Origin of the sequence: Pseudomonas sp. M5, from assembly GCF_016907075.1 — a bacterium.
Taxonomy (GTDB): Bacteria; Pseudomonadota; Gammaproteobacteria; order Pseudomonadales; family Pseudomonadaceae; genus Aquipseudomonas; species Aquipseudomonas putida_E.
In genome coordinates, this window is record NZ_JAFBBH010000001.1 from 3,411,430 (window position 1) to 3,435,521 (window position 24,092).

Genomic DNA, 24,092 nt, shown 5'->3' on the forward strand with positions numbered 1-24,092 from the left:
GGAGCCCGTCATGGCCTTGCTAGAACTGGAGCGCATCAGCGCACAGTACCCCGGCGCCAGCACCCCTGTGCTGGCCGACATCAACCTCAGCCTGGGCCCAGGCCAGCTGCTGGTAGCACTGGGCCCCTCCGGCAGCGGCAAGACATCGCTGCTCAACCTGATCGCGGGCTTTGTCGCCCCCAGCGGGGGGCGCATCACCCTTGACGGCGTGCCGGTGCAAGGCCCCGGCGCCGAACGCGGCGTGGTGTTTCAGGACGATGCTCTGCTGCCGTGGCAGAACGTGCTGGGCAACGTCGCCTTCGGTTTGGAGCTGGCTGGTGTAGCCCGCGGCAAGCGAGAGGCCAAGGCACGGGAAATGCTGGCACTGGTCGATCTGGATGGCGTTGGCGAGCGGCGCATCTGGCAACTGTCCGGTGGCCAGAAGCAGCGTGTGGGCCTGGCCCGCGCGCTGGCGGCCGACCCAAGGGTACTGCTGATGGACGAGCCGTTCGGCGCCCTCGATGCGTTCACCCGCGAGCAGATGCAGGAACTGTTGCTGCAGGTCTGGCAGCGCACCGCCAAACCGGTGTTCCTGATCACTCACGACATTGAAGAAGCCGTATTCCTTGCAACCGAACTGGTGCTGTTGGCCCCAGACCCAGGCCGCGTGGTCGAGCGCCTGCAGCTGGACTTCGGCCAACGTTATGCCGCTGGCGAATCGGCCCGGGCCATCAAGTCTGACCCACGCTTCATTGAAACTCGCGAGCATGTGCTGGCGCGGGTTTTCTCTCAACGCCAAAGCCTGCAGGAGCACGCATGAGCAGCCTTGATCTGCCGGTCGCCAGCAAGCGCGACAGCCAAGCCCGGCCCGTTGATAAAGCGCGCCGCCAGCTTTCCACCCGCTGGATCAGCACGCTAACCCTGGCCAGCCTGCTGCTGGTCTGGTGGCTGGTGACCGCCGCCGGCTGGATCGAGCCACTGTTCCTGCCAGCGCCCGGCGACATCCTGGCCAAAGCCTGCAGCTTGCTCACCCAAGGCTACATGGACGCCAGCCTGTGGCAACACCTGGGCGCGAGCCTGGGCCGCATCGGCCTGGCGCTGGTTGCCGCGACCCTGACCGCCATCCCGGCCGGTATCGCCATCGGCTACAACCGTGTGGCCCGAGGCATCCTCGACCCACTGATCGAGTTCTACCGCCCCATACCGCCACTGGCCTACCTGCCACTGATCGTCATCTGGTGCGGTATCGGCGAGTTGTCCAAGGTACTGCTGATCTACCTGGCAATCTTCGCCCCGATCGCCATCGCTACGGCCACCGGCGTGCGCACCGTCGACCCGGCCAGATTGCGCGCTGCGCAATCGCTGGGGGCGACCAAGGTGCAACTGATCCGCCATGTGATCGTGCCCAGCGCCCTGCCCGACATACTCACCGGCATCCGTATCGGCCTGGGCGTGGGCTGGTCGACCCTTGTAGCCGCCGAGCTGATCGCTGCCACCAGCGGCCTGGGCTTCATGGTGCAGTCGGCGGCGCAGTTTCTGGTGACCGACGTGGTGGTGCTGGGCATCCTGCTGATCGCCCTGATCGCCTTCGCCCTGGAGATGGGCCTGCGCGCCCTGCAGCGCAAGCTGGTGCCCTGGCATGGGCAAAGCCACTGACCGATTGCGGACTGACCACGCCGGCTACCCGGCGCCTGGAGTGAGAAAAGACATGAGCCTGACCGTTACCCCCCTCAGCCCGGCCCTCGGCGCCCAGATCAGCGGCGTGGACATCAGCGGCGAGATTACCGTCGAGCAGCGCGACGCCATCGAGCAGGCACTGCTCCAACACCAGGTGTTGTTCTTCCGGGACCAGCCGATCACACCCGAGCAGCAAGCGCGCTTTGCCGCGCGCTTCGGCGACCTGCACATCCACCCGATCTACCCCAACGTACCGCAAACCCCGCAGGTGCTGATACTCGACACTGCGGTCACCGACGTACGCGATAATGCCGTGTGGCACACCGACGTGACCTTCCTGCCGACCCCGGCGCTGGGTGCGGTGCTCAGTGCCAAGCAGTTGCCGGCCTATGGCGGCGATACCTTGTGGGCCAGCGGCATTGCCGCTTTCCAAGCCCTGTCGGCCCCGCTGCGCGAGATGCTCGATGGCCTGACTGCAACGCACGATTTCACCAAGTCGTTCCCGCTCGAGCGCTTTGGCACTACGCCTGAGGACCTGGCGCGCTGGGAAGCGGCCCGGCGCAACAACCCGCCGCTGTCACACCCGGTTGTTCGTACGCACCCGGTGAGCGGCCGCAAGGCGTTGTTCGTCAATGAAGGGTTCACCACGCGGATCAATGAGCTGAGCGAGTTGGAGAGCGAGGCGCTGCTCAAGCTGCTGTTCGCCCATGCGACGCGGCCGGAGTTCAGCATCCGCTGGCGCTGGCAGGAGAACGACGTGGCGTTCTGGGACAACCGCGTCACTCAGCATTTTGCGGTGGATGATTACCGGCCGAACCGGCGGGTGATGCATCGGGCGACCATCCTGGGGGATGCGCCGTTCTGAAAGAACCTTGGGAGGCCTTTGGCCTCCTTTCGCGACACAAGGCCGCTCCTACAGGCAATCGCGTATCCCTGTTGGAGCGGCCTTGTGTCGCGAAAGGGCCGCACAGCGGCCCCGGCGGTCTAGCGGACCAAATGCAAGAACTGCATATGCCGCTCGTACTGGTCGAGGATGTCGTTGATGATCTGCTCCTTGCTGTAGCCCACCAGGTCGTAGTTCTGGCTGCCCTCGCTAAGGTGCACCTCCGCCCGGTAATAACGGCGGTTCTTCAAATCCTGCGTCCCCAACCCACCCAGCGCGAACGACGGTGTGAAATACCCGCGCATCTGCACCTGATAGATGAACGGCTGCTCTTCACCATGGCCCACTTTCAGGCTGACGTTGTCATGGCTGGGGTCGTCCTGGGTCACCAGTACCAGGCCTTTCTGCTCGAACACCTCGCGCACATCGGCAATCGCCGGGCGCACCACGTCGTCCATGAAGCGGTACACCTCATCGCGTGACGGGAAGTGCACCGCCTGGCTCAGGCGCTGGCGCCAGCCACCACGGCCACGGCGGGACTGCGCGAACGGTGCCAGCGAATGCAACTGGGCGATCTGGCGCTGCGACTCCAGGTAGAACGCCTTATGCAGCCCCCACATCATGCACAGCAGGATCAACGAGAACGGCAGCGAGGTCAGCACCACCGCCGATTTGAGCGAATCGATGCTGCCGGCAAACAGCAGGCTACTAGTGATCAGCGCGGTCATCGCGCCCCAGAAGATCCGCAACCAGTTCGGCCCGTCTTCATCAGCACCGCCATCCTTGGCGGACAAGGTCGACAGCACCACGGTGCCCGAGTCCGCCGATGTGACGAAGAACACGAAGCTGATGAACACCGTCACCGCGATGACTGTCTTGCTCCACGGGTAGGTCTCCAGCAGCAGGTACAAGCTCATCGACGGATTATCGATGGCCGACTGGCCGAGCGCGGTCATGCCGTGGTTCAGCACCTGGTCCAGCGCGCTGTTGCCGAAGATCGACATCCACGCCAGGGTGAAGCCCAGCGGGATCAGCAGCACACCGAAGACGAATTCACGGATGGTGCGGCCACGCGAGATACGGGCGATGAACAGCCCCACGAAAGGCGCCCAGGCAATCCACCAGGCCCAGTAGAACACCGTCCAGCCGCCCAGCCAGTCACGGTTTTCGCCGTAGGCATAGACGTCGAAGCTCTTGCGTGGCAGGGCGCCAAGGTAATCGCCAAGGTTCTGGATCAGGGTATTGAACAGGTGCTGGGTGGGCCCGGCGAACAGCACGAACAGCAGCAGGGCACAGGCCAGGAACAGGTTGATGTCGCTCATCACCCGCACACCTTTCTCCACCCCCGCGACCGCTACGGCCACCGCAGCGCCCATCATCAGGACGATGAGCGCGATCTGCACCCATTGGCTATGGCTGATGCCGAACAGGTAGTCGAGGCCGGCATTGAGGTGCAGCACCCCGAAGCCCATGTCGGCGCCCAGGCCGAACACCGTGGCGATGATGCCGAAACCGTCTACCGCGTAACCGATCGGCCCGTTGATACGCTTGCCGATCAGCGGGTACAGCGCCGAACGCAAAGCCAGCGGCAGGTTGTGGCGGTAGGCGAAGTAGGCCAGCGCCATGCCGACGAAGGCAAACACGCCCCAGCCATGCAGGCCCCAGTGCAGGAACAGTATCTGCATCGCCTGGCGCCCGGCCTCCGCCGTGCCCGCCTCACCCTGGGGGGGCTGGAGCATGTGGGTCAGAGGTTCGGAAACGCAGAAGAAGAACAGGGTGATGCTGATACCGGCGGCGAACAACATGCCGGCCCACGACAGGTAGCTGAACTCGGGTTCGTCGTGGTCGGCACCGAGCTTGATCTTGCCGTAGCCGGACAAGGCGGTGACCACCACGAAGACCAGGTACAGGGTCATGGCCAGCATGTAGTACCAGCCGACCGTATTGGCCGCCCAGTTCTGCGCAGCCAAGAGCCAGTCGCCCGCTGCTTGAGGTTGGGCGATGACCACCAGGCCGAAGATGAGGATGAAGCTTGCCGCAAAATAGAACACCGGAGGGTTCATGCGGATCTGGCTGTTGGAAGGGGTCGGTGCACTCATGGGGCATGCACCTCGTCGATTGACGTGAGGTTCGGAATGAACGGGTTCAGCAAAGGAATCCTCCTGTTGAACACCGGCAGCGGACCAGCGTTTTTTCGTTGAACAAGCGTTCAAGTTAAACATGGATCGGGATTCGATGCGACCCGGGCTGCTGATCGGCACATTCCTGCACCGGCGATAGGGCCGGTACAGGCAGTGAAGCATTCAGGTCAATTCTTGCCCTGGCAATCCAACTGTAGATTGGCCTGGGTAATGTTGCTTTCGGCCGGCACACTCCGGGTCAGCCACACATTGCCGCCAATGGTCGAACCTTTACCAATGGTGATCCTTCCCAGGATGGTCGCCCCCGCATAGATCACAACATCGTCCTCGACGATCGGGTGGCGGGCCAGGCCTTTGTGCAACGTACCCGACTCATCGCTCGGGAAGCGCTTGGCGCCAAGGGTCACCGCCTGGTAGATGCGCACACGCTCACCGATGATCGCAGTCTCGCCGATCACCACACCGGTACCGTGGTCGATGAAGAAGCTCGGGCCGATCTGCGCGCCCGGGTGGATATCGATACCCGTGGCCGAATGCGCCAGCTCCGAACAGATTCGCGCCAACAATGGCAAACCGGCCTGGTACAAATGGTGGGCCAGTCGGTGATGGATGATGGCGAGTATGCCCGGGTAGCACAGCAGCACTTCATCGACGCTGCGCGCGGCCGGGTCACCGTGGTAGGCGGCAAGTACATCGGTGTCGAGCAGCACGCGCAGGCCTGGCAGGGCGGCGGCAAAATCCTGGATCAGGCGCAGTGCCTGGGCATCGACGGCGGCCAGGTCGGCATTGCTCTGGCGCGCGGCATAGCGCAGTTCCAGACGTGCCTGGGCCAGCAACGCGGTCAGCGCGGCGTCGAGGGTGTGGCCAACGTAGAAGTCCTCGCTCTCTTCGCGCAGGTCGACCGGGCCCAAACGCATCGGGAACAGCGCACCGCACAACTGCTCGAGGACCTGGCGAATGGCCTCGCGCGAGGGCAATTCGCGCCCGCCCTGCTCGCCAATGCTGCGGCCATTGTGGCTTCGCCACTGCTCACGGGCGCTGCGCAGGCCGCTGACAATATTGTGCAACTGCCAATGCGCGGATGAAGGTTGTTCGCTCACGGTGATCTCCTGCCAGGGCCAATCAGATAGTTTGCAATCCACTTTACGGCAAATCAGCCCCTTGGAAAAAACAACGCTTTATTCCATCCTGCGCTAAGTCGGGCATAAGCCGCGATGACGGACCCGGCATCGTCGCCTACCCTCAAAGCAGCCAAAACCCGGCACAGATCAAAAAGGAAATAACAAAATAAGTTTTTATTATTTCCTGGCCTATGAAGCCAACCCTATAGTCGCCACCCACCACTTCCACAACAAGCGCGGGGCCTGACATGTCGAAATTCGCCAAACCGCTTCTCAATGCCAGCCTGGCCATCCTGCTGGGCACCGGTCTGTTCAGCCAGGCATTCGCCGGCGAGCAACTGAAAACCATCCAGGAAAAAGGCGTGATCAACGTCGGCCTCGAGGGCACCTACCCGCCGTTCAGCTTCCAGGATGAAAACGGCAAGCTCGCCGGCTTCGAGGTCGAGTTTTCAGAACTGCTGGCCAAGGAGCTGGGCGTCAAGGCCAAGATCCAGCCAACCAAATGGGATGGCATCCTTGCAGCGCTGGAATCCAAGCGCCTGGACGTGGTGGTCAACCAAGTGACCATCTCCGAGGAGCGCAAGAAGAAGTACGACTTCTCCGAGCCCTACACCGTCTCCGGCATCCAGGCGCTGATCCTGAAGAAGAAAGCCGAGCAGTTGAACATCAAGACCGCGCAGGACCTGGCCGGCAAGAAGGTCGGCGTGGGCCTGGGCACCAATTACGAACAGTGGGTGAAGCAGGACGTTCCGAACGCTGAAGTGCGCACCTACGAAGATGACCCAAGCAAGTTCGCCGACCTGCGCAACGGCCGTATCGACGCCATCCTGATCGACCGCCTGGCCGCCCTGGAATACGCGCAAAAAGCCAAGGACACCGAGCTTGCCGGCGACGCCTTCTCGCGCCTGGAAAGCGGCGTGGCCCTGCGCAAGGGTGAGCCGGAGCTGCTGGCGGCCATCAACAAGGCCATCGACAAGCTCAAGGCCGATGGCACCCTGGCCAAGCTGTCCGAGAAATACTTCGGTGCCGATGTCACCAAATGATCGCTGAAAGCCTGCAACTCGTTGTCGATTCCGCGCCCTTCCTGCTCAAGGGTGCGGGTTATACAGTGCTGCTGAGTGTCGGCGGCATGTTCTTCGGCCTGGTACTGGGTTTTGCCCTGGCACTGATGCGCCTGTCGAAGATCCTGCCGCTGGACTGGCTGGCACGCATCTATGTGTCGTTCTTCCGGGGCACGCCGCTGCTGGTGCAGCTGTTCGTGATCTACTTCGGCATGCCGCAGATCGGCATCGAACTCGACCCGATCCCGGCCTCGCTGATTGGCCTGTCGCTGAACATGGCAGCGTACATCTGCGAAATCCTGCGTGCGGCGATCTCCTCGATCGACCGTGGCCAGTGGGAAGCAGCCGCCAGCATCGGCATGACCCGCACCCAGGCCATGCGCCGGGCGATCCTGCCGCAAGCACTGCGCACGGCATTGCCACCGCTGGGTAACAGCTTCATCTCGCTGGTCAAGGACACCGCCTTGGCGGCGACCATCCAGGTGCCCGAGCTGTTCCGCCAGGCGCAGCTGATCACTGCGCGCACTTTCGAAGTATTCACCATGTACCTGGCCGTTGCGGTGGTCTACTGGGTCCTCTGCAGCATCCTCGCGCACTTCCAGAACCGCATGGAAGCGCGGGTCAACCAGCACGACCAGGAGCACTGAAGATGATCGTAGTAGAAGGCCTGACCAAGCAGTTCAAAGGCCAGACCGTGCTCAACGGCATCGACCTGACCGTGCAACCGGGCGAAGTGGTGGCCATCATCGGCCCCAGCGGCTCGGGCAAGACCACCTTCCTGCGGTGCCTCAACCTGCTGGAAACGCCAGACGCCGGGCGCATTCAGATCGGTGCCATCAGCATTGATGCCAACCGTCCCCTTGGCAATCAGCAAAGTGCCATTCGCCGTTTGCGCCAGCAGGCCGGCTTCGTGTTCCAGAGCTTCAACCTGTTCCCTCATCGCACAGCGCTGGAAAACGTCATCGAAGGGCCGGTGATCGTCAAGAAGACGCCCCGCGCCCAAGCCATCGAGCTGGGCCGCAAGCTGCTGGCCAAGGTCGGCCTGGCAGGTAAGGAAGACGCCTACCCCAAACGCCTTTCGGGCGGACAGCAACAGCGCGTTGCCATCGCCCGGGCGCTGGCCATGGAACCTGAGGTGATTCTGTTCGATGAACCCACCTCGGCGCTCGACCCTGAGCTGGTCGGCGAGGTGCTGGCGACCATCCGCGGCCTGGCGGAAGAAAAGCGCACCATGATCATCGTCACCCATGAGATGAGCTTTGCGCGTGATGTCGCTAACCGGGTGATCTTCTTCGACAAGGGGGTGATCGTCGAGCAGGGCGAGGCCAAGGCGCTGTTTGCCAATCCCAAGGAAGAGCGGACGCGGCAGTTCTTGCGCAAGTTTCTCGGGACTGCGGCTTCCGAATAATCGGCATTCGTTTCACTGGCCCATCGCCGGCAAACCGGCGATGGGGCGCGAAGCGGCCCTACTCAGTTCCAACGCAAACCCTCAGCCGGCACGGGCCGCCCGAACCAGTAGCCCTGCCCCAGCTGGCACTGCTGCTCCAGCAGGAACCTGGCCTGCTCCGGCTGCTCGATGCCTTCAGCGTGCACCTGCATGCCCATGCTCCGGGCCAGGGCGATGATCACCCGCACGATCGCGACGTCGTCGTCATCCACCGGCAAGCCGGCGACGAAGCCCTGGTCGATCTTCAGCTTCTGCACCGGCAGGCGCTTTAGCCGCAGCAACGACGAGTAGCCGGTGCCAAAGTCATCGATTGCCAGGTTCAAGCCCAGCTCACGCAGCCGGTGCAACTGCTCCAGCGCGACTTCGGGGTCTTCCATGACTGCACTCTCGGTCACCTCCACCTCCAGCAGCGACGGATCCAGACCGGTTTCGTGCAACACCCCGGCCACTTGCCGGTACAGCTCACGCTGGCCGAACAACCGGCTGGAGATGTTGACCGCAACGAACTCGAGCAGGCGCCCGTCAGCCTGCCAACTGACCATCTGCCGGCACGCCTCGCGCAGCACCCAGGCATCGATGTCGGCAATCAGCCCGGTACGCTCGGCGATAGGGATGAATTCGCTTGGCGGCACCAAGCCACGTTGCGGGTGCTGCCAACGCACCAGTGCCTCCACCCCGACCATCTTCGAGGTGAACAGGTCGAACACCGGCTGGTAGAACACCCGCAGTTCGTCTTGCGCCAGCGCACGGCGCAGCTCGCCTGCCGTTTCCACCCGGTGCTGGGCGTGTGCTGTCAGCTCTTCGGTGTACAGCGCGTAACAGGCGCGGCCATTGTGCTTGGCCTTGAACAGCGCCGAGTCGGCGTTGCGCAGTAGCTGTTCGGCGCTCAACGCATCGCTGGGGAACAGGCTGATGCCAACGCTGACGCTGATGAACAGCCGATGCCCGTCGAACTCGAACGGTTCACGCATGCGTTCGATGAGCGCCTGTGCCAGTTTGCCGGCCTGGCCGACCTGCTGGCAGTTCTCTGCCAGCACACCAAACTCGTCACCGCCCAGGCGCGCCAAGGTCACGCCATTGCCCACCACCTCGGCCAGACGCTCGCCTACCAGCTTGAGCAGCTGATCACCGATGGTGTGGCCCAAGCCGTCGTTGATGCTTTGAAAGTGGTCAAGGTCAAGCAGCAACAAAGCACATCCTCGCTTGTTGGCCTGTGCCGAAGCCAGTGCCTGCTCGGCCCGGTCGTTGAACAGCAGACGGTTGGGCAAGCCGGTAAGGGGGTCGTGATGGGCCAGGTAGGCCAGTTCCTGCTCGGTATGCTTGATCGCGCTGATGTCGCTGAAAACCGCGACATAATGGGTCATCTCACCGCCATCATCGTGTATGGCGCGGATTGTCTGCCATTGCGGGTAGATTTCACCGCTCTTGCGCCGGTTCCATATCTCCCCGCTCCACTCGCCCTTCTCTGCCAGGGTGGCATAAATCTGCTGATAGAACGGCACGCCGTGCCGGCCCGACTTGAACTTGCTCGGGCGCTGGCCGAGCACTTCGTCCTGCTGGTAACCCGTGATCCGCATGAAGGCACGGTTGACGTGCACGATCAGCCCCTGGCGGTCAGTGACCAGCACGCCCTCCAGGGTACTGTCGAACACGGCTGCGGCCATACGCAGGCGGGCGCGGTCTTCGCTGCGAAGACGTGCGCCGACACCGATGAAATTGAGCAGACGGGCACGGGTAAAGAAAATCAGCCCCGCGCTGGCCAGCACCCATAGAACAACATTGATCTGCCGCCCCACGGCCAAGGCCAGAGGGTCTTCAGACATGCTGCGCAAAACCACCTCTGACAGCACCAGCCAGAGGATCGAGAGCACCAGATACAGCGCGGCCATGCGCAAGGCGTCGCGAACGGAAACAGACATGTCGGCAACAAAAGTCCATGAAAAATGATGGGGCATTATAGAGGCAGAAACATGCCGTGACGTCCTATCTGCAAGGGTGACTGGTTTTATTTCCCTGCCAAGGGATAATCAGAGCCTTCCCCTGTGTCTTCGAGGGTTTTGACACCTATGTGGTATTACGGTCTGCTCGACTTGTCGGCCTGGCAACTGGTTGGCGTTACCCTGCTGATGACTCACGTGACCATCATCAGCGTCACCATTTATCTGCACCGCTACTCCGCCCACCGTGCCCTGGAGCTCAATGGCGCGCTCAAGCACTTTTTCCGCTTCTGGCTGTGGCTGACCACGGCGCAGAACACCCGCGAGTGGACAGCAGTGCACCGCAAGCACCACGCCAAGTGCGAAACCCCGGACGACCCGCACAGCCCAGTGCACAAAGGCCTGGGCACGGTGCTGCGCAAAGGCGCCGAACTCTACAGGGAAGAAGCACTCAACCCCGAAACCCTGCGCATCTACGGCAAAAACTGCCCGGATGACTGGATCGAGCGCAATCTCTACTCACGCTACAAACATGGCGGTATCGCCCTGATGGCGGTGCTCGACCTGCTGCTGTTCGGCACCATCGGCATTACCATCTGGGCGGTGCAGATGATGTGGATTCCGTTCTGGGCAGCGGGTGTGGTCAACGGCTTGGGCCATGCGGTGGGCTACCGCAACTTCGAGTGCCGCGACGCTGCTACCAACCTGGTGCCATGGGGCATCGTCATCGGTGGCGAAGAACTGCACAACAACCACCACACCTACCCCAATTCGGCCAAGCTGTCGGTCAAGCGCTGGGAGTTCGATGCCGGCTGGGCCTGGATACGCCTGTTGTGCCTGCTGCGGCTGGCCAAAGTACAACGGGTGGCGCCTATCGCCCATCGCGTCGAAGGCAAGGCCAACCTGGACATGGACACCACCATGGCCATCCTCAACAACCGTTTCCAGATCATGGCCCAGTACCGCAAGCTGGTGATCGGCCCGTTGGTCAAACAGGAACTGGCCAAGGTCGATGCGTCGGTACGCCATCGCTTCCGCCGGGCCAAACGCCTGCTGTCGCGGGAACCCAGCCTGCTCGAAGAGCGTCACCATGTGCGCATCGAGTCCCTGCTTGAGCAGAGCCAGGCACTCAAGACCATCTATGAGAAACGCTTGGCCTTGCAGCAGATCTGGGCCCGTACCAGCGCCAATGGTCACGACATGCTGGCCGCCATGAAAGACTGGGTGCACGAGGCGGAAGCCAGTGGCATTCACGCCCTGCACGACTTCGCCGCGCAGTTGAAAACCTACTCCCTGCGCCCGAACGGCGCCTGAGCACCGTTGATCGGCACGCCCCGCAACGGGGCGTGCACGCTGGAACTTCCCCCCTGAAAAACCACTCAAAGCCGGCACATCGCCCGCGTGGCGGGCCGGTCTTTGGCCGCACGCTTACCCGTCGAGAGCCGCTCCGTGCACATGGCCAAGAACATCCATTCAACGCTGCCCGGCAATTCAGCTCCCGAGGCAGCCCAAATACTGCTGGCCTTGCTGCATGCCCAAGGCGAAGTGGCTCGCCTGAGCGAACGTGAACAGCTCTACAGCTCGTTGCTCGACAGCGTCAACGCGGTGCTCTGGGCGTTCGACTGGGAAACACGCCAGGTGCTCTACGTCAGCCCCGCCTACGAACGCATCTTCGGCCGCCCCACGAGCCTGGTGTTGGCGGACTTCAACGAATGGCGCGACAGCATCTACCCCGATGACCTGGAATACGCCGAGCGCAGCCTGGCCCAGGTGCTGATCAAAGGCGCGGTTGAAGACCGCGAGTACCGCATTCTCAATGCAAACGGCCAGGTACGCTGGCTCAGTGACAAGTGCTACATCAACCAGCAGCAGGAAGGTGACCGGGTGATAATCGTCGGCATTGCCGAAGACATCACCGACAAGAAGCAGCTTGAGGGCGAGCTGCATCGCCTGGCCACCACGGACGTGCTGACCCAGAGCAGCAACCGCCGGCACTTTTTCGAATGTGCAGGCCAAGCCTTCGACAGCGCACGCGAAGACGGCACGCCACTGGCGTTCTTGCTACTGGACATCGATGACTTCAAGCAGATCAACGACAGCTACGGCCATCAGGAAGGCGACCAGGTATTGCAACGCATTGCCGACAGCGGCAAGGCAGTGCTGCGCCGCGGCGACCTGTTCGGGCGTATTGGTGGCGAGGAGTTTGCCGCAGTGTTCCCCGGCTGCAATGCGCAGGTCGCCGAGCAAATTGCCGAGCGCCTGCAGCGCGAGATTCAGCGGCTGAGTTTCAGCCATGGCGAGCAGGTGTATGGAGTGACGGTAAGCCAGGGGCTGACCGGGCTAACGGATGAGGATGACTCACTGGACAGCCTCTTCGCACGGGCCGATGCAGCGATGTACCGGGCCAAACGGCAGGGCAAGAATCAGATCGTGCGGGGCTGAGCCAGTGGCTGCGCACGGCAGCCCCAAAACTCAGGTCGGCACCATTTCTTCGGGAACAGGCGGCTCTTCATCTTGCGGTTTTACCTCAGGGTTCTGCACCTTGCGCAACCGGCTCAACTGCGCCAACCCAACCTTGAGCAAGCGCGCGGTCTTGTTGTCGGCCACCTTCTCCAACCCCTGATCCGCCGGCAGCCTTGCCAGTTGCCCTGCCAGGTTCATGGCCAGGATCTCCCGCGAATACACCCCACCGCCCAACTGATAGATTGCTGCGATCAGCTCACGCAGGCCCAGCGGCAAGCGCCAGCGGGTTCGCAGTGCCGAGCCGAATGCTGCACCGAAGTCGCGCAGTGACGCCTGCACCAAGCCATCATGCAGTTCACCACCTGCCAGCCGCCATTCCTGCAGGCAGCGCAACACCGCAAGGTCACCCAGGCAGTGCAACAGCCCGGCGCAATAACAAAGCTCTTCATCGAGCTCAAGCATGCGCGCCAGCGAACGAGCGTATTCGGCGGTATGCAGCGACAGGTTCCAGAAATGCGCCGCCTGCTGCGCCAGCAGCGGGTCGCTAAGGCGGGCGCTGCGCTTGAGGGCAAGGCCCAGAATCAGGTTCATGCTCTGCGTGCTGCCAAGCTTGTTCAGCGCCTGCAGCAGGGTCTGCACCGGTGCGTCGCGGTGCAGCGCAGCACTGTTGGCCGCAGCGATCAGTACGGCAGTAACCTGCGGGTCGTTGCGCACTTCCTCTTCGAGCACCTTGAGGTCCAGGCCCTGCGGGTTCAGCGCGCGCTTGATCGCCACCTGCACGTCGGCGAACAGCGGCCCGCCATCGGCGGTGGCGCGGCGCTGCTCAAGGAAGGCCGGCAGGCTCGCCCCTGGCTGCAACGGTGGCACCGGGCAGGCGATCTGCTCACCCACTTCAAGCAGCAGCTCTTCCAGGCGCTTGCGCAGGTTGCCCATGTTCAGTGGCTTGCTCAGGTAAGCCGTGGGGTGCAGCGGCAGCGCCTCACGCACGCTGGCACTGTCACTGCGGTTGCTCATGAGAATGAACGGCAACCCCGGCCCCTTGGCGCGCACCTTGCGCAACAGGTCCAGGCCATCGACACCTGCCAGCTCACGGGCAGCGATGATCAGATCAGGCTTGCTGGCCAATGCCGTGAGCGCCTGTGAGCCATCGGCGCACACCTGCAGCCGGGCATCACAGCGCACGCTGAGCAGCATCTCACGCAGCATGTCGCGCACCCAGGGATCGCCCTCGGCAATCAGTACGCAAGGTGGGGTGGGGTCTGCAGCGTTCATGGCCAACTCCTGAATATCCCTGACACGCAATCCGTTGCAGCTTCCAAAGCAAGTCCTGCCACAACCATAGCGCCAAGGGCCTTTAATAGGCACAAAAAAAACCCGCCTAAGCGGGTTTTTTCATGAAGCGTGTCACATCAGGCCAGTTCAGCGAAGCACTCTTCGATGATGGCCAGGCCCTTGTCGAGCAGCTCATCTTCGGCGGTCAGCGGAACCAGGATACGCAGAACGTTGCCGTAGGTACCGCAAGACAGCAGGATCAGACCCTTGTCACGGGCTTTGGCAACCACTTGGGCGACCGCAGCGGCGTTCGGAGTGTGGGTGCCTTTTTCGAAGACTTCCACAGCGATCATCGAGCCCAGACCACGGACGTCGCCAATGATCGGGTGCTTTTCCTGGATCTTGCGCAGGCCAGCGGTCAGGTGCTCACCTACTGCCTTGCTGCGGTCCAGCAGCTTCTCTTCTTCGAACACCTGGATGACGGCCAGAGCCGCGGCACAGGCGATCGGCGAACCGGCGTAAGTACCGCCCAGGCCGCCCGGAGCGATGGCGTCCATGATCTCGGCCTTGCCGCAAACACCGGCCAGCGGGAAGCCGCCAGCAATGGATTTGGCGAAGGTGGTCAGGTCCGGCGCGACGCCCATCTGTTCCATGGCGAAGAAGGTGCCGGTACGGCCAGCGCCAGTCTGTACTTCGTCGGCGATCAGCAGAATGCCGTGCTGGTCGCACAGGGCGCGCAGGCGCTTCATCAGCTCTTTAGGCGCTGGCAGGAAGCCGCCTTCGCCCTGTACCGGCTCGAGGATGATCGCGGCGATGTCGCGCGGCTCGGCGTCGTTCTTGAAGATACGCTCGACCGAAGCGATGGCGTCGTCAACGCTGACACCGTGCAGTTCGCTCGGGAACAGGGCGCGGAAGATACCGCCAGGCATCAGGCCCATGCCTGCGGAGTACGGCACAACCTTGCCGGTCAGGCCCAGGGTCATCATGGTGCGGCCGTGGTAGCCGCCGGTGAAGGCGATCACGCCAGCACGGCCAGTGGCGGCACGGGCGATTTTCACGGCGTTCTCAACGGCTTCGGAGCCGGTGGAAACCAGCAGGGTCTTCTTGTCGAAGTCACCTGGGACCAGCTTGTTGATCTTCTCGCACAGCTCTACGTAAGGCTCGTAAGCCAGTACCTGGAAGCAGGTGTGGCTGACTTTGGTCAGCTGCTCTTGAACAGCGGCAACCACTTTCGGGTGCAGGTGGCCGGTGTTCAGAACTGCGATGCCGCCGGCGAAGTCGATCAGTTCGCGGCCTTCAACGTCGATCACGGTCGAGTTCTTCGCGCTTTCGACGAAGATCGGGTGAATCTGGCCTACGCCACGTGGGACGGCGGCTACACGACGTTGCATCAAGGATTCGTTGGTCTTGCTCATAATGCCCTCATTTGCGCCGATCAGCGGCGCTTTTATTCGGGGGTGGCTGGGAGTGTTCGCGAACAGTATTCGTTGATCGACTGCCGTGAACGCCCTGGCCACCAGGTGCTGCGATGTCAAAAAAGCCAGCGAGACGTCGCTCTCGCGCCCCGCTGGCAGAGGTAAAGCCTTCAGCGCATCAGACGCTGATGCACAGGTACTTGATTTCGAGGTAGTCCTCGATGCCGTACTTGGAACCTTCACGGCCCAGGCCCGAAGCCTTGATGCCGCCAAACGGCGCGACTTCGTTGGAGATCAGGCCGGTGTTGATACCCACCATGCCGTATTCCAGCGCCTCGGCAACACGGAACACACGGCTCATGTCGCGGGCATAGAAGTACGAGGCCAGGCCGAACTCGGTGTCGTTGGACATGGCGATGACTTCAGCCTCGTCCTTGAAGCGGAACAGCGGCGCCAGCGGGCCGAAGGTCTCTTCCTTGGCGACGGCAGCGGTCTTCGGCACGTCGACCAGGATGGTCGGCTCGAAGAAGTTGCCTTCGATCAGCTTGCCACCGGACAGCACCTTGGCGCCTTTGGAGACGGCGTCCTCGATGTGTTCCTGAACCTTGGCGACGGCCTTGCCGTCGATCAGCGGGCCAGTGGTGGTGCCGTCTTCCAGGCCGTTACCGATCTTCAGTTTGGCCACAGCAGCTTTGAGCTTCTCGGCGAAGGCATCGTAGACGCCGTCCTGCACATAGATACGGTTGGCGCAAACGCAGGTCTGGCCGTTGTTGCGGTACTTGGAGATGATCGCGCCTTCTACCGCCTTGTCCAGGTCGGCATCGTCGAACACGATGAACGGGGCGTTGCCACCCAGCTCCAGGGAAACTTTCTTGATGTCCTTGGCACATTCTTCCATCAACTGGCGACCGATTTCGGTCGAGCCGGTGAAGGACAGTTTGCGCACCAGGGAGTTGCCGGTCAGCTCGCCGCCAACTTCGCCAGCGCTGCCGGTCACCACGCTCAGCACGCCAGCCGGGATGCCGGCACGGGTAGCCAGCTCGACCAAGGCCAGGGCAGAGTACGGGGTTTGCGAAGCAGGCTTGAGCACCATGGTGCAGCCAGCGGCCAAGGCCGGGCCGGCTTTACGGGTGATCATCGCCGCCGGGAAGTTCCACGGGGTGATGGCCGCGGTAACGCCGATCGGCTGCTTGATGACGATCAGGCGCTTGTCAGGCTGATGGCCCGGGATGGTATCACCGTAGACGCGCTTGGCTTCTTCGGCGAACCACTCGATGAACGAGGCTGCGTAGGCGATTTCGCCCTTGGCTTCGGCCAGTGGCTTGCCTTGTTCAGTGGTCATCAGGCGAGCCAGGTCGTCCTGGTTCTCGATCATCAGTTCGAACCAGCGACGCAGCTTGTTCGAGCGCTCTTTGGCGGTCAGTGCACGCCAGGCCGGCAGGGCCTTGTCGGCAGCTTCGATGGCGCGGCGGGTTTCCGCAGAGCCCATCTTCGGCACGGTACCGATGACTTCACCTGTGGCCGGGTTGGTCACATTGATGGTCTGGCCGCTGTCCGCATCCAGCCATTCACCGTTGATGAAGGCTTGCTGGCGGAACAACTGAGCGTCTTTGAGCTGCATGTCGGCTTCCCGAATTGTTGATTGTTGAAAAGCGCCCAAGGCAGGGCATCGAGCGTTTGAAATCTCAAACGAATGCTAAGCGGCTGCTGGGGTATAGGACAATAGGCTGTTCGAAAAAAAGAACGAATGGTTGCACAGCCTATCCGAAAGCTGCCGGCAGGAACCCCTACAGGGTAGACGACTGCGCGCAGGCAAATGTGAGGGGGAGGACCAACCGACACCCCTCACCGTGAAACAGACTACTACCAGCCCGGCAAGATCCCGAAACCTTTCGCTTACGCTCGAACCAGCCCCACTGGCTAGCCTTCATGAGGAACTCATCACTTGGCACGGACGCCGCCATGCACAACCCCGACGATCGATCCCTCGACCTCCAGCGCGTGCTGGACACGCTGCAAGCCGACCAGCGCCTGAGCGCCAACGACGCCAGGCAGGTACTCGAACACGCCACCTCACAGCCACCTCGCCATCCGCTCGAAACCATAGCGGCCCTGGGCCTCGAAGACCGCCAGCACCCCGGGCAGCGCCTGCATCTGGACTGCCTGTGCCAATGGCTCGCCAGAAAAGTCGGCCAGCCTTACCAGCGCATCGACCCACTGCAACTCGACCTGTCTCAGGTCAACGGGCTGATATCGCCAGCATTCGCCCATCGCCACGGCATACTCATCCTGGCCAGCGACAGCCTGGGCATCACCGTGGCCAGTGCGCAGCCTTACCAGTGTGACTGGCAAACCGATCTGGCCCGCAGCCTGGGCAGGCCGATCCGCCGTGTGCTCGCCAGCCCCCTGCAGTTGCGCCAGGTGGGCCAGTCGCTGTTTCGCCTCGCCCACTCGGTGCAAGGTGCCAAGCATCAGCAGTCGGCAAGCCTCGGTGAGCTCGAGCAATTGCTGGAGCAGGACAAGCGCCAGGGCAACGCCACGGCAGACGACGCGCATATCGTGCACATCGTCGACTGGCTGCTGCAGTACGCTGTCGAACAGCGCGCCAGTGACATCCATCTTGAGCCACGCCGCGAGCAGGGCCGGTTGCGCTATCGCATAGACGGCCTCCTGCATACGGTCTACGCCTTCCCGGCCAGCGTGACCCTGGCCGTCGTCAGCCGCCTGAAGCACTTGGGCCGCATGGATGTCGCGGAAAAACGCCGGCCGCAGGATGGCCGTGTGAAGAGCAGCCTGCCAGGTGGCCACGAGGTGGAATTGCGCCTGTCTACGCTGCCCACCCCCTTTGGCGAAAAGCTGGTACTGCGCTTGTTCGACCCACAACAGCTACAGGAAGACTTCGACCGCCTGGGCCTGGAAGGTGAACAACTGCAGCAGTGGCAGGCCCTGCTGCAGCGCCGTCATGGCATTCTTTTGGTCACCGGCCCTACCGGTTCAGGCAAGACCAGCACGCTGTACGCGAGCCTGAAGTGGCTGGCCACGCCCGAGGTCAACCTGTGCACCATCGAAGACCCGATCGAACGCCTGGAGCCGGCTTTCAATCAATTACAGGTGCAGCCGGCACTGGACCTCAGCTTCGCCAACGGCGTACGCGCGCTGCTGCGCCAAGACCCTGACATCATCATGATCGGCGAGATCCGCGATCGCGAGACGGCGCTGGTAGCCGTGCAAGCTGCCCTTACCGGGCACCTGGTGCTCTCGACCCTGCACACCAATGACAGCTGTGGCGCCATCACCCGCCTGCTGGAACTGGGCGTGCCCGATTACCTGATCAAGGCCTCCCTGAGCGGGGTGATGGCGCAGCGCCTGGTGCGCTTGCTGTGCCGTGACTGCCAGGGCTGCGCATCATCGGCCAGCGGCCAGCCTTGCCTGCTGTGCCGGGGCACCGGCTTTCATGGCCGAACGGGCGTGTTCGAGCTGCTGGTCCCAAGTGAAAGCCTGCGCGCCCGGATAGGCGCAGGGGCGGACCTTGCCAGCTTGCAGCGACAGGCATTGAGCGAAGGGTTGCTGGACCTGAAACGCTGCGGGGAGGCAAAGGTGGCCAGTGGGCTGACCTGCCAAGAGGAAGTGCTGCGGGTCTGCGCATAAGCAAAAAACCCTTGTTTTCTGGGAACTTACACCCCTCAGACTCAATCAAATCGGGCTCCATCAGCCCTCACCCTTCGAGGTGTTTCATCATGCGTCTCCCAACCGCCATCGCAGCCGCTGCCCTGCTTTCGCTGCCCATTGGCTCCGCCATGGCCGATACCTTCTGGCGCAACGTGATTTCTTCCGGCGCGACTACGGCATCGACTTACCTGACCTCCAGGGACCACAAGCTGGTCGTCGCGGCGCAGGATGACGCCGGCAGCTTCGTTGCCAGTGAAGGTGCTATTCGTGGGCCGTTCCTGGAGGCGGCAATGCGCCAGGTGCGGGCTGAGAACCCAGGCATGCAAGCCAGCGACATGGAACTGGCCAATGCCATCCTGGCCAGGAATGCGGTAGCCGAGTAAGCCCCCTGGGGCTGCTGTGCAGCCCCAACTTCAACTCAGCGATACGCCTCCACCGGTACGCACGCACAGAACAGGTTCCTGTCCCCATACACGTTGTCGACCCGGTTCACCGCTGGCCAGTACTTGTGCTGGCGCACGTGAGCGCTGGGGGCCACCGCCTGCTCAAGGCTGTAAGGCCGGTTCCACGGCGCCAGCACATCGGCCAGAGTATGCGGCGCATGTTTGAGCGGGTTGTCTTCCGCCGGCCAGTTACCCTGCTGCACCTCACCGATCTCCGCACGGATCGCCAGCATGGCCTCGACGAACCGGTCCAGCTCGGCTTTCGACTCGCTCTCTGTCGGTTCGACCATCAAGGTCCCGGGAACCGGGAATGACATGGTCGGGGCATGGAAGCCATAGTCCATCAGGCGCTTGGCCACATCCTCTTCAGTTATCCCGGTAATTGCCTTGAGCGGCCGCAGATCAAGAATGCACTCGTGCGCCACCCGCTGGTTTCGGCCTCTGTACAGCACCGGGAAAGCACCACCAAGCTGGCTGGCCAGGTAGTTGGCCGACAGGATGGCCACTTCGCTCGCATCGGCCAGTTGTGGCCCCATCATGGCGATATACATCCAGCTGATCGGCAAGATACTCGCGCTGCCCCAAGGCGCGGCGCTGACCGCGCTGTTGTTCGGGTCCAGGCCTGGCACCGGCACCACCGGATGACTGGCGACGAACGGCTTGAGGTGTGCACGGATGCCAATCGGCCCCATGCCTGGGCCGCCGCCACCGTGCGGGATGCAGAAGGTCTTGTGCAGGTTCATGTGCGAGACATCGGCGCCGATGTCAGCCGGCCGCGTGAGACCGACCTGGGCGTTGAGGTTGGCGCCGTCCATGTAGACCTGGCCACCGTGCTGGTGCACCACCTCACATATTTCCCGGATGCCCTCCTCATACACACCATGTGTCGACGGGTAGGTAACCATGAGGCAGGACAGCCGCTCGCCTGCAGCCTTGGCCTTGGCTTTGAGGTCGTCGAGGTCAACGTTGCCGTCGTCATCGCAGTCGACGATCACCACTTCCATGCCAGCCATCTGCGCTGAAGCAGGGTTGGTGCCGTGGGCCGACGAAGGGATCAGGCACAGCGTGCGCTGGGGCTGATGACGGCTGCGGTGGTAACGGGTGATTGCCATCAGCCCGGCGTATTCGCCCTGGGCACCCGAGTTGGGTTGCATGCAGATCGCATCAAAACCGGTAATAGCGCACAGCCAGCGCTCCAGCTCATCGATCATCGCTTTGTAGCCTGCGACCTGAGCATCGGGCGCAAAGGGATGAAGCAGAGCGAATCCGGGCCAGGTGATGGGGATCATTTCGCTGGTGGCGTTGAGCTTCATGGTGCAGGAACCCAGCGGGATCATCGATTGGTTCAGCGCCAGGTCCTTGTTTTCCAGCTGCTTGAGGTAGCGCAGCATCTGCGTTTCGCTGTGATGCAGGTTGAACACCGGGTGGGAGAGGAACGGCGTGCGCCGTTCCAGGGCGGCCGGAATACCCCCTGTCAGAACCTGCTGGTCAAGCGCGGTGACCTCAAGGCCATGATCCACGCCAAGAAAGATGTCGAACAGCCGAAGCACGGTTTCTTCGCTGCACGTTTCGTCCAGGCTCACACCCAGATGGCCGCGGCCCAGAATGCGCAAGTTGATGCACGCCGCTTGCGCACTTTCGATGATGGCCGCCTGGGCACCGCCGACATCCAGGGTAAGGGTGTCGAAGAAATGCTGGTTAAGGCGTTTGATGCCCTTGGCCTCAAGGCCCGCGGCGAGCACGACGGTCAGCCGGTGCACGCGCTGTGCAATGCGCTGCAAGCCTTCAGGGCCGTGGTACACCGCATAGAAGCCGGCGATGTTGGCCAGCAGTACCTGGGCGGTGCAGATGTTGGAGTTGGCTTTTTCGCGGCGGATGTGTTGCTCGCGGGTCTGCAGGGCCATTCGCAGTGCGGTATTGCCACGGGCATCACGCGACACACCGATGATGCGCCCCGGCATCGCCCGCTTGTAGTCTTCGCGGCAGGCGAAATAGGCCGCATGCGGGCCGCCATAGCCCATCGGCACGCCAAAGCGCTGGGTCGAGCCAAGCACCACGTCTGCGCCAAGTTCGCCCGGCGGCGTGAGTAGCACCAGGCTCAACAGGTCTGCCGCCACGCATGCCAAGGCATGCTGGCCGTGCAACTGGTCAATCAGCGGGCGCAGGTCACGCACTTCCCCATGAGTATCCGGGTACTGCAGCAAAGCGCCGAATACCTGGTGCTGGGCAAGGTTATCCACAGCGTCGACGATCAGTTCGAAACCAAAACCTTCAGCCCGGGTTCGCAACACGGACAGTGTCTGCGGGTGACAGTGTTCATCGGCAAAGAAGGCATTGCTCTTGTTGCGCGCCACGCGTTTGGCCAAGGCCATGGCTTCGGCTGCGGCGGTGGCTTCATCGAGCAGTGAGGCATTGGCCAGGGCCAGGCCGCTCAGGTCGATGACCATTTGCTGAAAGTTGAGCAGCGCTTCCAGCCGGCCTTGGGCGATTTCTGGCTGGTAAGGCGTATAGGCGGTGTACCAGCCGGGGTTCTCCAGCACGTTGCGCAGAATGACGGTTGGCGTGACGGTGCCGTGATAACCCATGCCGATCAGGCTGGTCCACACCTGGTTCTGCTCGGCATAACCGGCGAGCTTGGCCAAGGCAGCCTGTTCATCCAGGGCGGGGGGCAGGTCGAGGGCGCGGTTGAAGCGGATATCCGGCGGGACGGTCTGTTCGATCAGCTCGCTGCGGCTACTCAAGCCCAGGGCGTTGAGCATGGCCTGCTGCTCGGAGGCATCTGGCCCCAGGTGGCGACGCAGGAATGGGTTGAGCTCTTGCAGTTGATGCAGGGATGGCGACTGGGACATGACGACGCTCTCTTCCTAGACCAGGCCTCGTGGAGACTTATAAGTCTAGGAAGGATTGCCGATACTGCGGGAAAACTTGCTTCGCCAGTACCGGCCTCATCGCCGGCAAGCCGGCGATGAGGCCAGAAGGCTCACTCGCCGATAGCGGCTTTGTAACCGGCAGCGTCCAGCAGCTTGTCCAGTTCGGCCTTGTCGCTTGGCTTGAGCTTGAAGATCCAGGCGCCGTAAGGCTCTTCGTTGAGCAGCTCCGGGCTGTCGGCCAGGTCTTCGTTGACCGCGATCACTTCGCCACCCACCGGGGCATAGATATCCGAAGCGGCCTTGACCGACTCGACCACGCCAGCAGCATCGCCAGCAGCGAATACTTTGCCAACCTCTGCCAGTTCCACGAACACCACATCACCCAGGGCCTCTTGAGCGTGGTCGCTGATGCCCACGGTCACAGTACCGTCGGCTTCCAGGCGCGCCCACTCGTGGCTTTCGGCAAAACGCAGATCGGCGGGGATATTGCTCATGTCTTGTATTCCTCGATTGGGTCAGCGGTCGGCCCGCCGTTGATTGTTCAGATCAGAATCTTGCCGTGACGCACGAAGGTCGGTTTGACCACCCGCACCGGGTACCACTTGCCGCGAATCTCGACCTCGGCACGATCGCCGGTGGCCATGGGCACGCGCGCCAGGGCAATGGATTTGCTCAGCGTAGGAGAGAAACTACCACTGGTGATCTCCCCTTCGCCAATGCCGGCAACGCGAACCACCTGATGGGCGCGCAAAACACCGCGTTCCTCCAGCACCAGGCCGACCAGCTTGTCCTGCACGCCGCGCTCGATTTCCGCCAGCAGGCCAGCGCGGCCGATGAAATCACGCTCGGCCGGCTCCCAGGCGATGCTCCAGCCCAGGTTGGAGGTAAGCGGGGTGTGGTCTTCGTCGATATCCTGGCCGTACAGGTTCATGCCGGCCTCCAGGCGCAAGGTGTCGCGGGCGCCAAGGCCACTGGGGGCGATGCCAGCGCCGACCAGGTCGTTGAAGAAGGCCACGGCCTCATGGCCCGGCAGGATGATTTCCAACCCGTCCTCACCGGTGTAACCGGTGCGGGCAATGAACCAGTCGCCCTCGCCAAGCCCTTCGAACGGGCGCAGCTCACGGATAAGCGCAGCGCGCGAAGCGCTGAGCAAGGCTGCGACTTTCTCGCGGGCCTGGGGGCCCTGGATGGCGAGAATGGCCAGGTCGGGGCGCACCTTGAAACCGACCGAGAAGCCGGTACTGTGGGCCTCCAGCCACGCCAGTACATTGGCGCGGGTAGCGGCATTGGTGATCAGCCGGTAGCCATTTTCCGTGCGGTAGACGATCAGGTCATCGATAATTGCGCCCTGTTCGTTGAGCAACGGGCTGTACAGCGCCTTGCCGACACCCCCAAGGCGGGCAACGTCGTTGGCCAGCAAGCGCTGCAGCCAGACGGTGGCATCGGTGCCATCGATGTCGATCACGGTCATGTGGGAAACATCGAACACCCCACAGTCACTGCGCACCTGATGGTGCTCTTCAACTTGCGAGCCGTAGTGCAGCGGCATGTCCCAGCCACCGAAATCGACTGTCTTGGCGCCTAGCGCCAGGTGCAAGTCGTACAAAAGCGTGCGCTGTCCCATGGGTTTCTCCTTCCGGGCGTGGCGAAGCGGCGGCGGTCGATGACGTTTGGTTGTCAGCTCTTCTTGTAGGACCCGTCGCGCGAATGCCGC

19 protein-coding genes are annotated in these 24,092 nt (G+C 62.6%); 10 read left to right on the forward strand and 9 right to left on the reverse strand.

Annotated features, from left to right (window positions below):
- The first annotated feature begins 10 nt into the window (after positions 1-10).
- Genes tauB through tauD form a run of 3 tightly spaced genes read left to right on the forward strand, consistent with a single transcriptional unit; the run spans position 11 to position 2,521 of the window.
- Positions 11-799 (forward strand): taurine ABC transporter ATP-binding subunit, encoded by a 789-nt coding sequence (gene tauB / locus JOE27_RS15630; protein WP_204919177.1) that lies wholly within the window; start codon positions 11-13, stop codon positions 797-799.
- A complete protein-coding gene (gene tauC / locus JOE27_RS15635) occupies positions 796-1,635 on the forward strand; it encodes a taurine ABC transporter permease TauC (RefSeq protein WP_115273132.1) in 840 nt (279 codons plus the stop codon). The genes tauB and tauC overlap by 4 nt, the downstream gene beginning before the upstream one ends.
- Before the next feature lie 52 nt (positions 1,636-1,687).
- On the forward strand, positions 1,688-2,521 hold the full coding sequence (gene tauD / locus JOE27_RS15640; RefSeq protein ID WP_125924697.1) for a taurine dioxygenase: 834 nt from the start codon (positions 1,688-1,690) through the stop codon (positions 2,519-2,521).
- A gap of 119 nt (positions 2,522-2,640) precedes the next feature.
- On the opposite strand, the gene betT is transcribed toward tauD, so the two are convergent.
- Together betT and epsC are read right to left on the reverse strand one after the other, a co-directional pair.
- On the reverse strand, positions 2,641-4,602 hold the full coding sequence (gene betT, locus JOE27_RS15645) for a choline BCCT transporter BetT (RefSeq protein ID WP_217433396.1): 1,962 nt from the start codon (positions 4,600-4,602) through the stop codon (positions 2,641-2,643).
- A 245-nt stretch (positions 4,603-4,847) separates the two neighbouring features.
- Positions 4,848-5,780, reverse strand: coding sequence for a serine O-acetyltransferase EpsC (epsC, locus tag JOE27_RS15650; RefSeq protein WP_174141987.1), 933 nt, complete (start codon positions 5,778-5,780; stop codon positions 4,848-4,850).
- Positions 5,781-6,049: 269 nt separating this feature from the next.
- Here epsC and tcyJ point away from each other — a divergent pair, with 269 nt between their 5' ends.
- The 3 genes from tcyJ to tcyN are packed head-to-tail and all read left to right on the forward strand — an operon-like array spanning position 6,050 to position 8,270.
- Complete coding sequence (tcyJ, locus tag JOE27_RS15655) at positions 6,050-6,844, forward strand: cystine ABC transporter substrate-binding protein (protein ID WP_115273135.1); 795 nt, start codon at positions 6,050-6,052, stop codon at positions 6,842-6,844.
- Positions 6,841-7,509 carry a cystine ABC transporter permease gene (tcyL, locus tag JOE27_RS15660; protein ID WP_039603142.1) on the forward strand — a complete coding sequence of 223 codons (669 nt, stop codon included), beginning with the start codon at positions 6,841-6,843 and terminating at the stop codon, positions 7,507-7,509. Before tcyJ ends, tcyL begins: the two co-directional genes overlap by 4 nt.
- 2 nt (positions 7,510-7,511) lie before the next feature.
- Positions 7,512-8,270 (forward strand): L-cystine ABC transporter ATP-binding protein TcyN, encoded by a 759-nt coding sequence (gene tcyN, locus JOE27_RS15665; RefSeq protein ID WP_046788212.1) that lies wholly within the window; start codon positions 7,512-7,514, stop codon positions 8,268-8,270.
- A gap of 62 nt (positions 8,271-8,332) precedes the next feature.
- Here tcyN and dibA read toward each other — a convergent pair whose 3' ends face one another.
- On the reverse strand, positions 8,333-10,228 hold the full coding sequence (dibA, locus tag JOE27_RS15670) for a phosphodiesterase DibA (protein ID WP_046788211.1): 1,896 nt from the start codon (positions 10,226-10,228) through the stop codon (positions 8,333-8,335).
- Positions 10,229-10,375: 147 nt separating this feature from the next.
- On the opposite strand from dibA, the gene desA reads away from it, so the two are divergent.
- Positions 10,376-11,560, forward strand: coding sequence for a delta-9 fatty acid desaturase DesA (gene desA, locus JOE27_RS15675; protein WP_046788210.1), 1,185 nt, complete (start codon positions 10,376-10,378; stop codon positions 11,558-11,560).
- A 141-nt stretch (positions 11,561-11,701) separates the two neighbouring features.
- Positions 11,702-12,688: a sensor domain-containing diguanylate cyclase gene (locus JOE27_RS15680; protein ID WP_046788209.1), complete on the forward strand. Its 987-nt coding sequence runs from the start codon at positions 11,702-11,704 to the stop codon at positions 12,686-12,688.
- A gap of 30 nt (positions 12,689-12,718) precedes the next feature.
- On the opposite strand, the gene JOE27_RS15685 is transcribed toward JOE27_RS15680, so the two are convergent.
- The 3 genes from JOE27_RS15685 to gabD all read right to left on the reverse strand — a co-directional run bounded on the left by JOE27_RS15685 (position 12,719) and on the right by gabD (position 17,017).
- Entirely contained in the window at positions 12,719-13,981 is a 1,263-nt protein-coding gene (locus JOE27_RS15685) for a response regulator (RefSeq protein WP_204919179.1), read from the reverse strand.
- A gap of 137 nt (positions 13,982-14,118) precedes the next feature.
- Positions 14,119-15,396: a 4-aminobutyrate--2-oxoglutarate transaminase gene (gene gabT, locus JOE27_RS15690; protein WP_012316754.1), complete on the reverse strand. Its 1,278-nt coding sequence runs from the start codon at positions 15,394-15,396 to the stop codon at positions 14,119-14,121.
- A gap of 178 nt (positions 15,397-15,574) precedes the next feature.
- On the reverse strand, positions 15,575-17,017 hold the full coding sequence (gene gabD / locus JOE27_RS15695) for an NADP-dependent succinate-semialdehyde dehydrogenase (RefSeq protein ID WP_046788207.1): 1,443 nt from the start codon (positions 17,015-17,017) through the stop codon (positions 15,575-15,577).
- A gap of 341 nt (positions 17,018-17,358) precedes the next feature.
- On the opposite strand from gabD, the gene JOE27_RS15700 reads away from it, so the two are divergent.
- Both JOE27_RS15700 and JOE27_RS15705 read left to right on the forward strand, forming a co-directional pair.
- Positions 17,359-19,044, forward strand: coding sequence for a GspE/PulE family protein (locus JOE27_RS15700; RefSeq protein WP_204919181.1), 1,686 nt, complete (start codon positions 17,359-17,361; stop codon positions 19,042-19,044).
- An 89-nt stretch (positions 19,045-19,133) separates the two neighbouring features.
- Positions 19,134-19,448, forward strand: a complete 315-nt coding sequence (locus JOE27_RS15705; RefSeq protein WP_046788205.1) for a DUF2388 domain-containing protein — start codon at positions 19,134-19,136, stop codon at positions 19,446-19,448.
- A 35-nt stretch (positions 19,449-19,483) separates the two neighbouring features.
- On the opposite strand, the gene gcvP is transcribed toward JOE27_RS15705, so the two are convergent.
- The 3 genes from gcvP to gcvT all read right to left on the reverse strand — a co-directional run bounded on the left by gcvP (position 19,484) and on the right by gcvT (position 24,002).
- On the reverse strand, positions 19,484-22,357 hold the full coding sequence (gene gcvP / locus JOE27_RS15710) for an aminomethyl-transferring glycine dehydrogenase (protein ID WP_204919183.1): 2,874 nt from the start codon (positions 22,355-22,357) through the stop codon (positions 19,484-19,486).
- 131 nt (positions 22,358-22,488) lie between these two features.
- Positions 22,489-22,872, reverse strand: a complete 384-nt coding sequence (gene gcvH / locus JOE27_RS15715; RefSeq protein WP_046788203.1) for a glycine cleavage system protein GcvH — start codon at positions 22,870-22,872, stop codon at positions 22,489-22,491.
- Positions 22,873-22,919: 47 nt separating this feature from the next.
- Positions 22,920-24,002 (reverse strand): glycine cleavage system aminomethyltransferase GcvT, encoded by a 1,083-nt coding sequence (gcvT, locus tag JOE27_RS15720; protein WP_046788202.1) that lies wholly within the window; start codon positions 24,000-24,002, stop codon positions 22,920-22,922.
- Between the last annotated feature and the right edge of the window lie 90 nt (positions 24,003-24,092).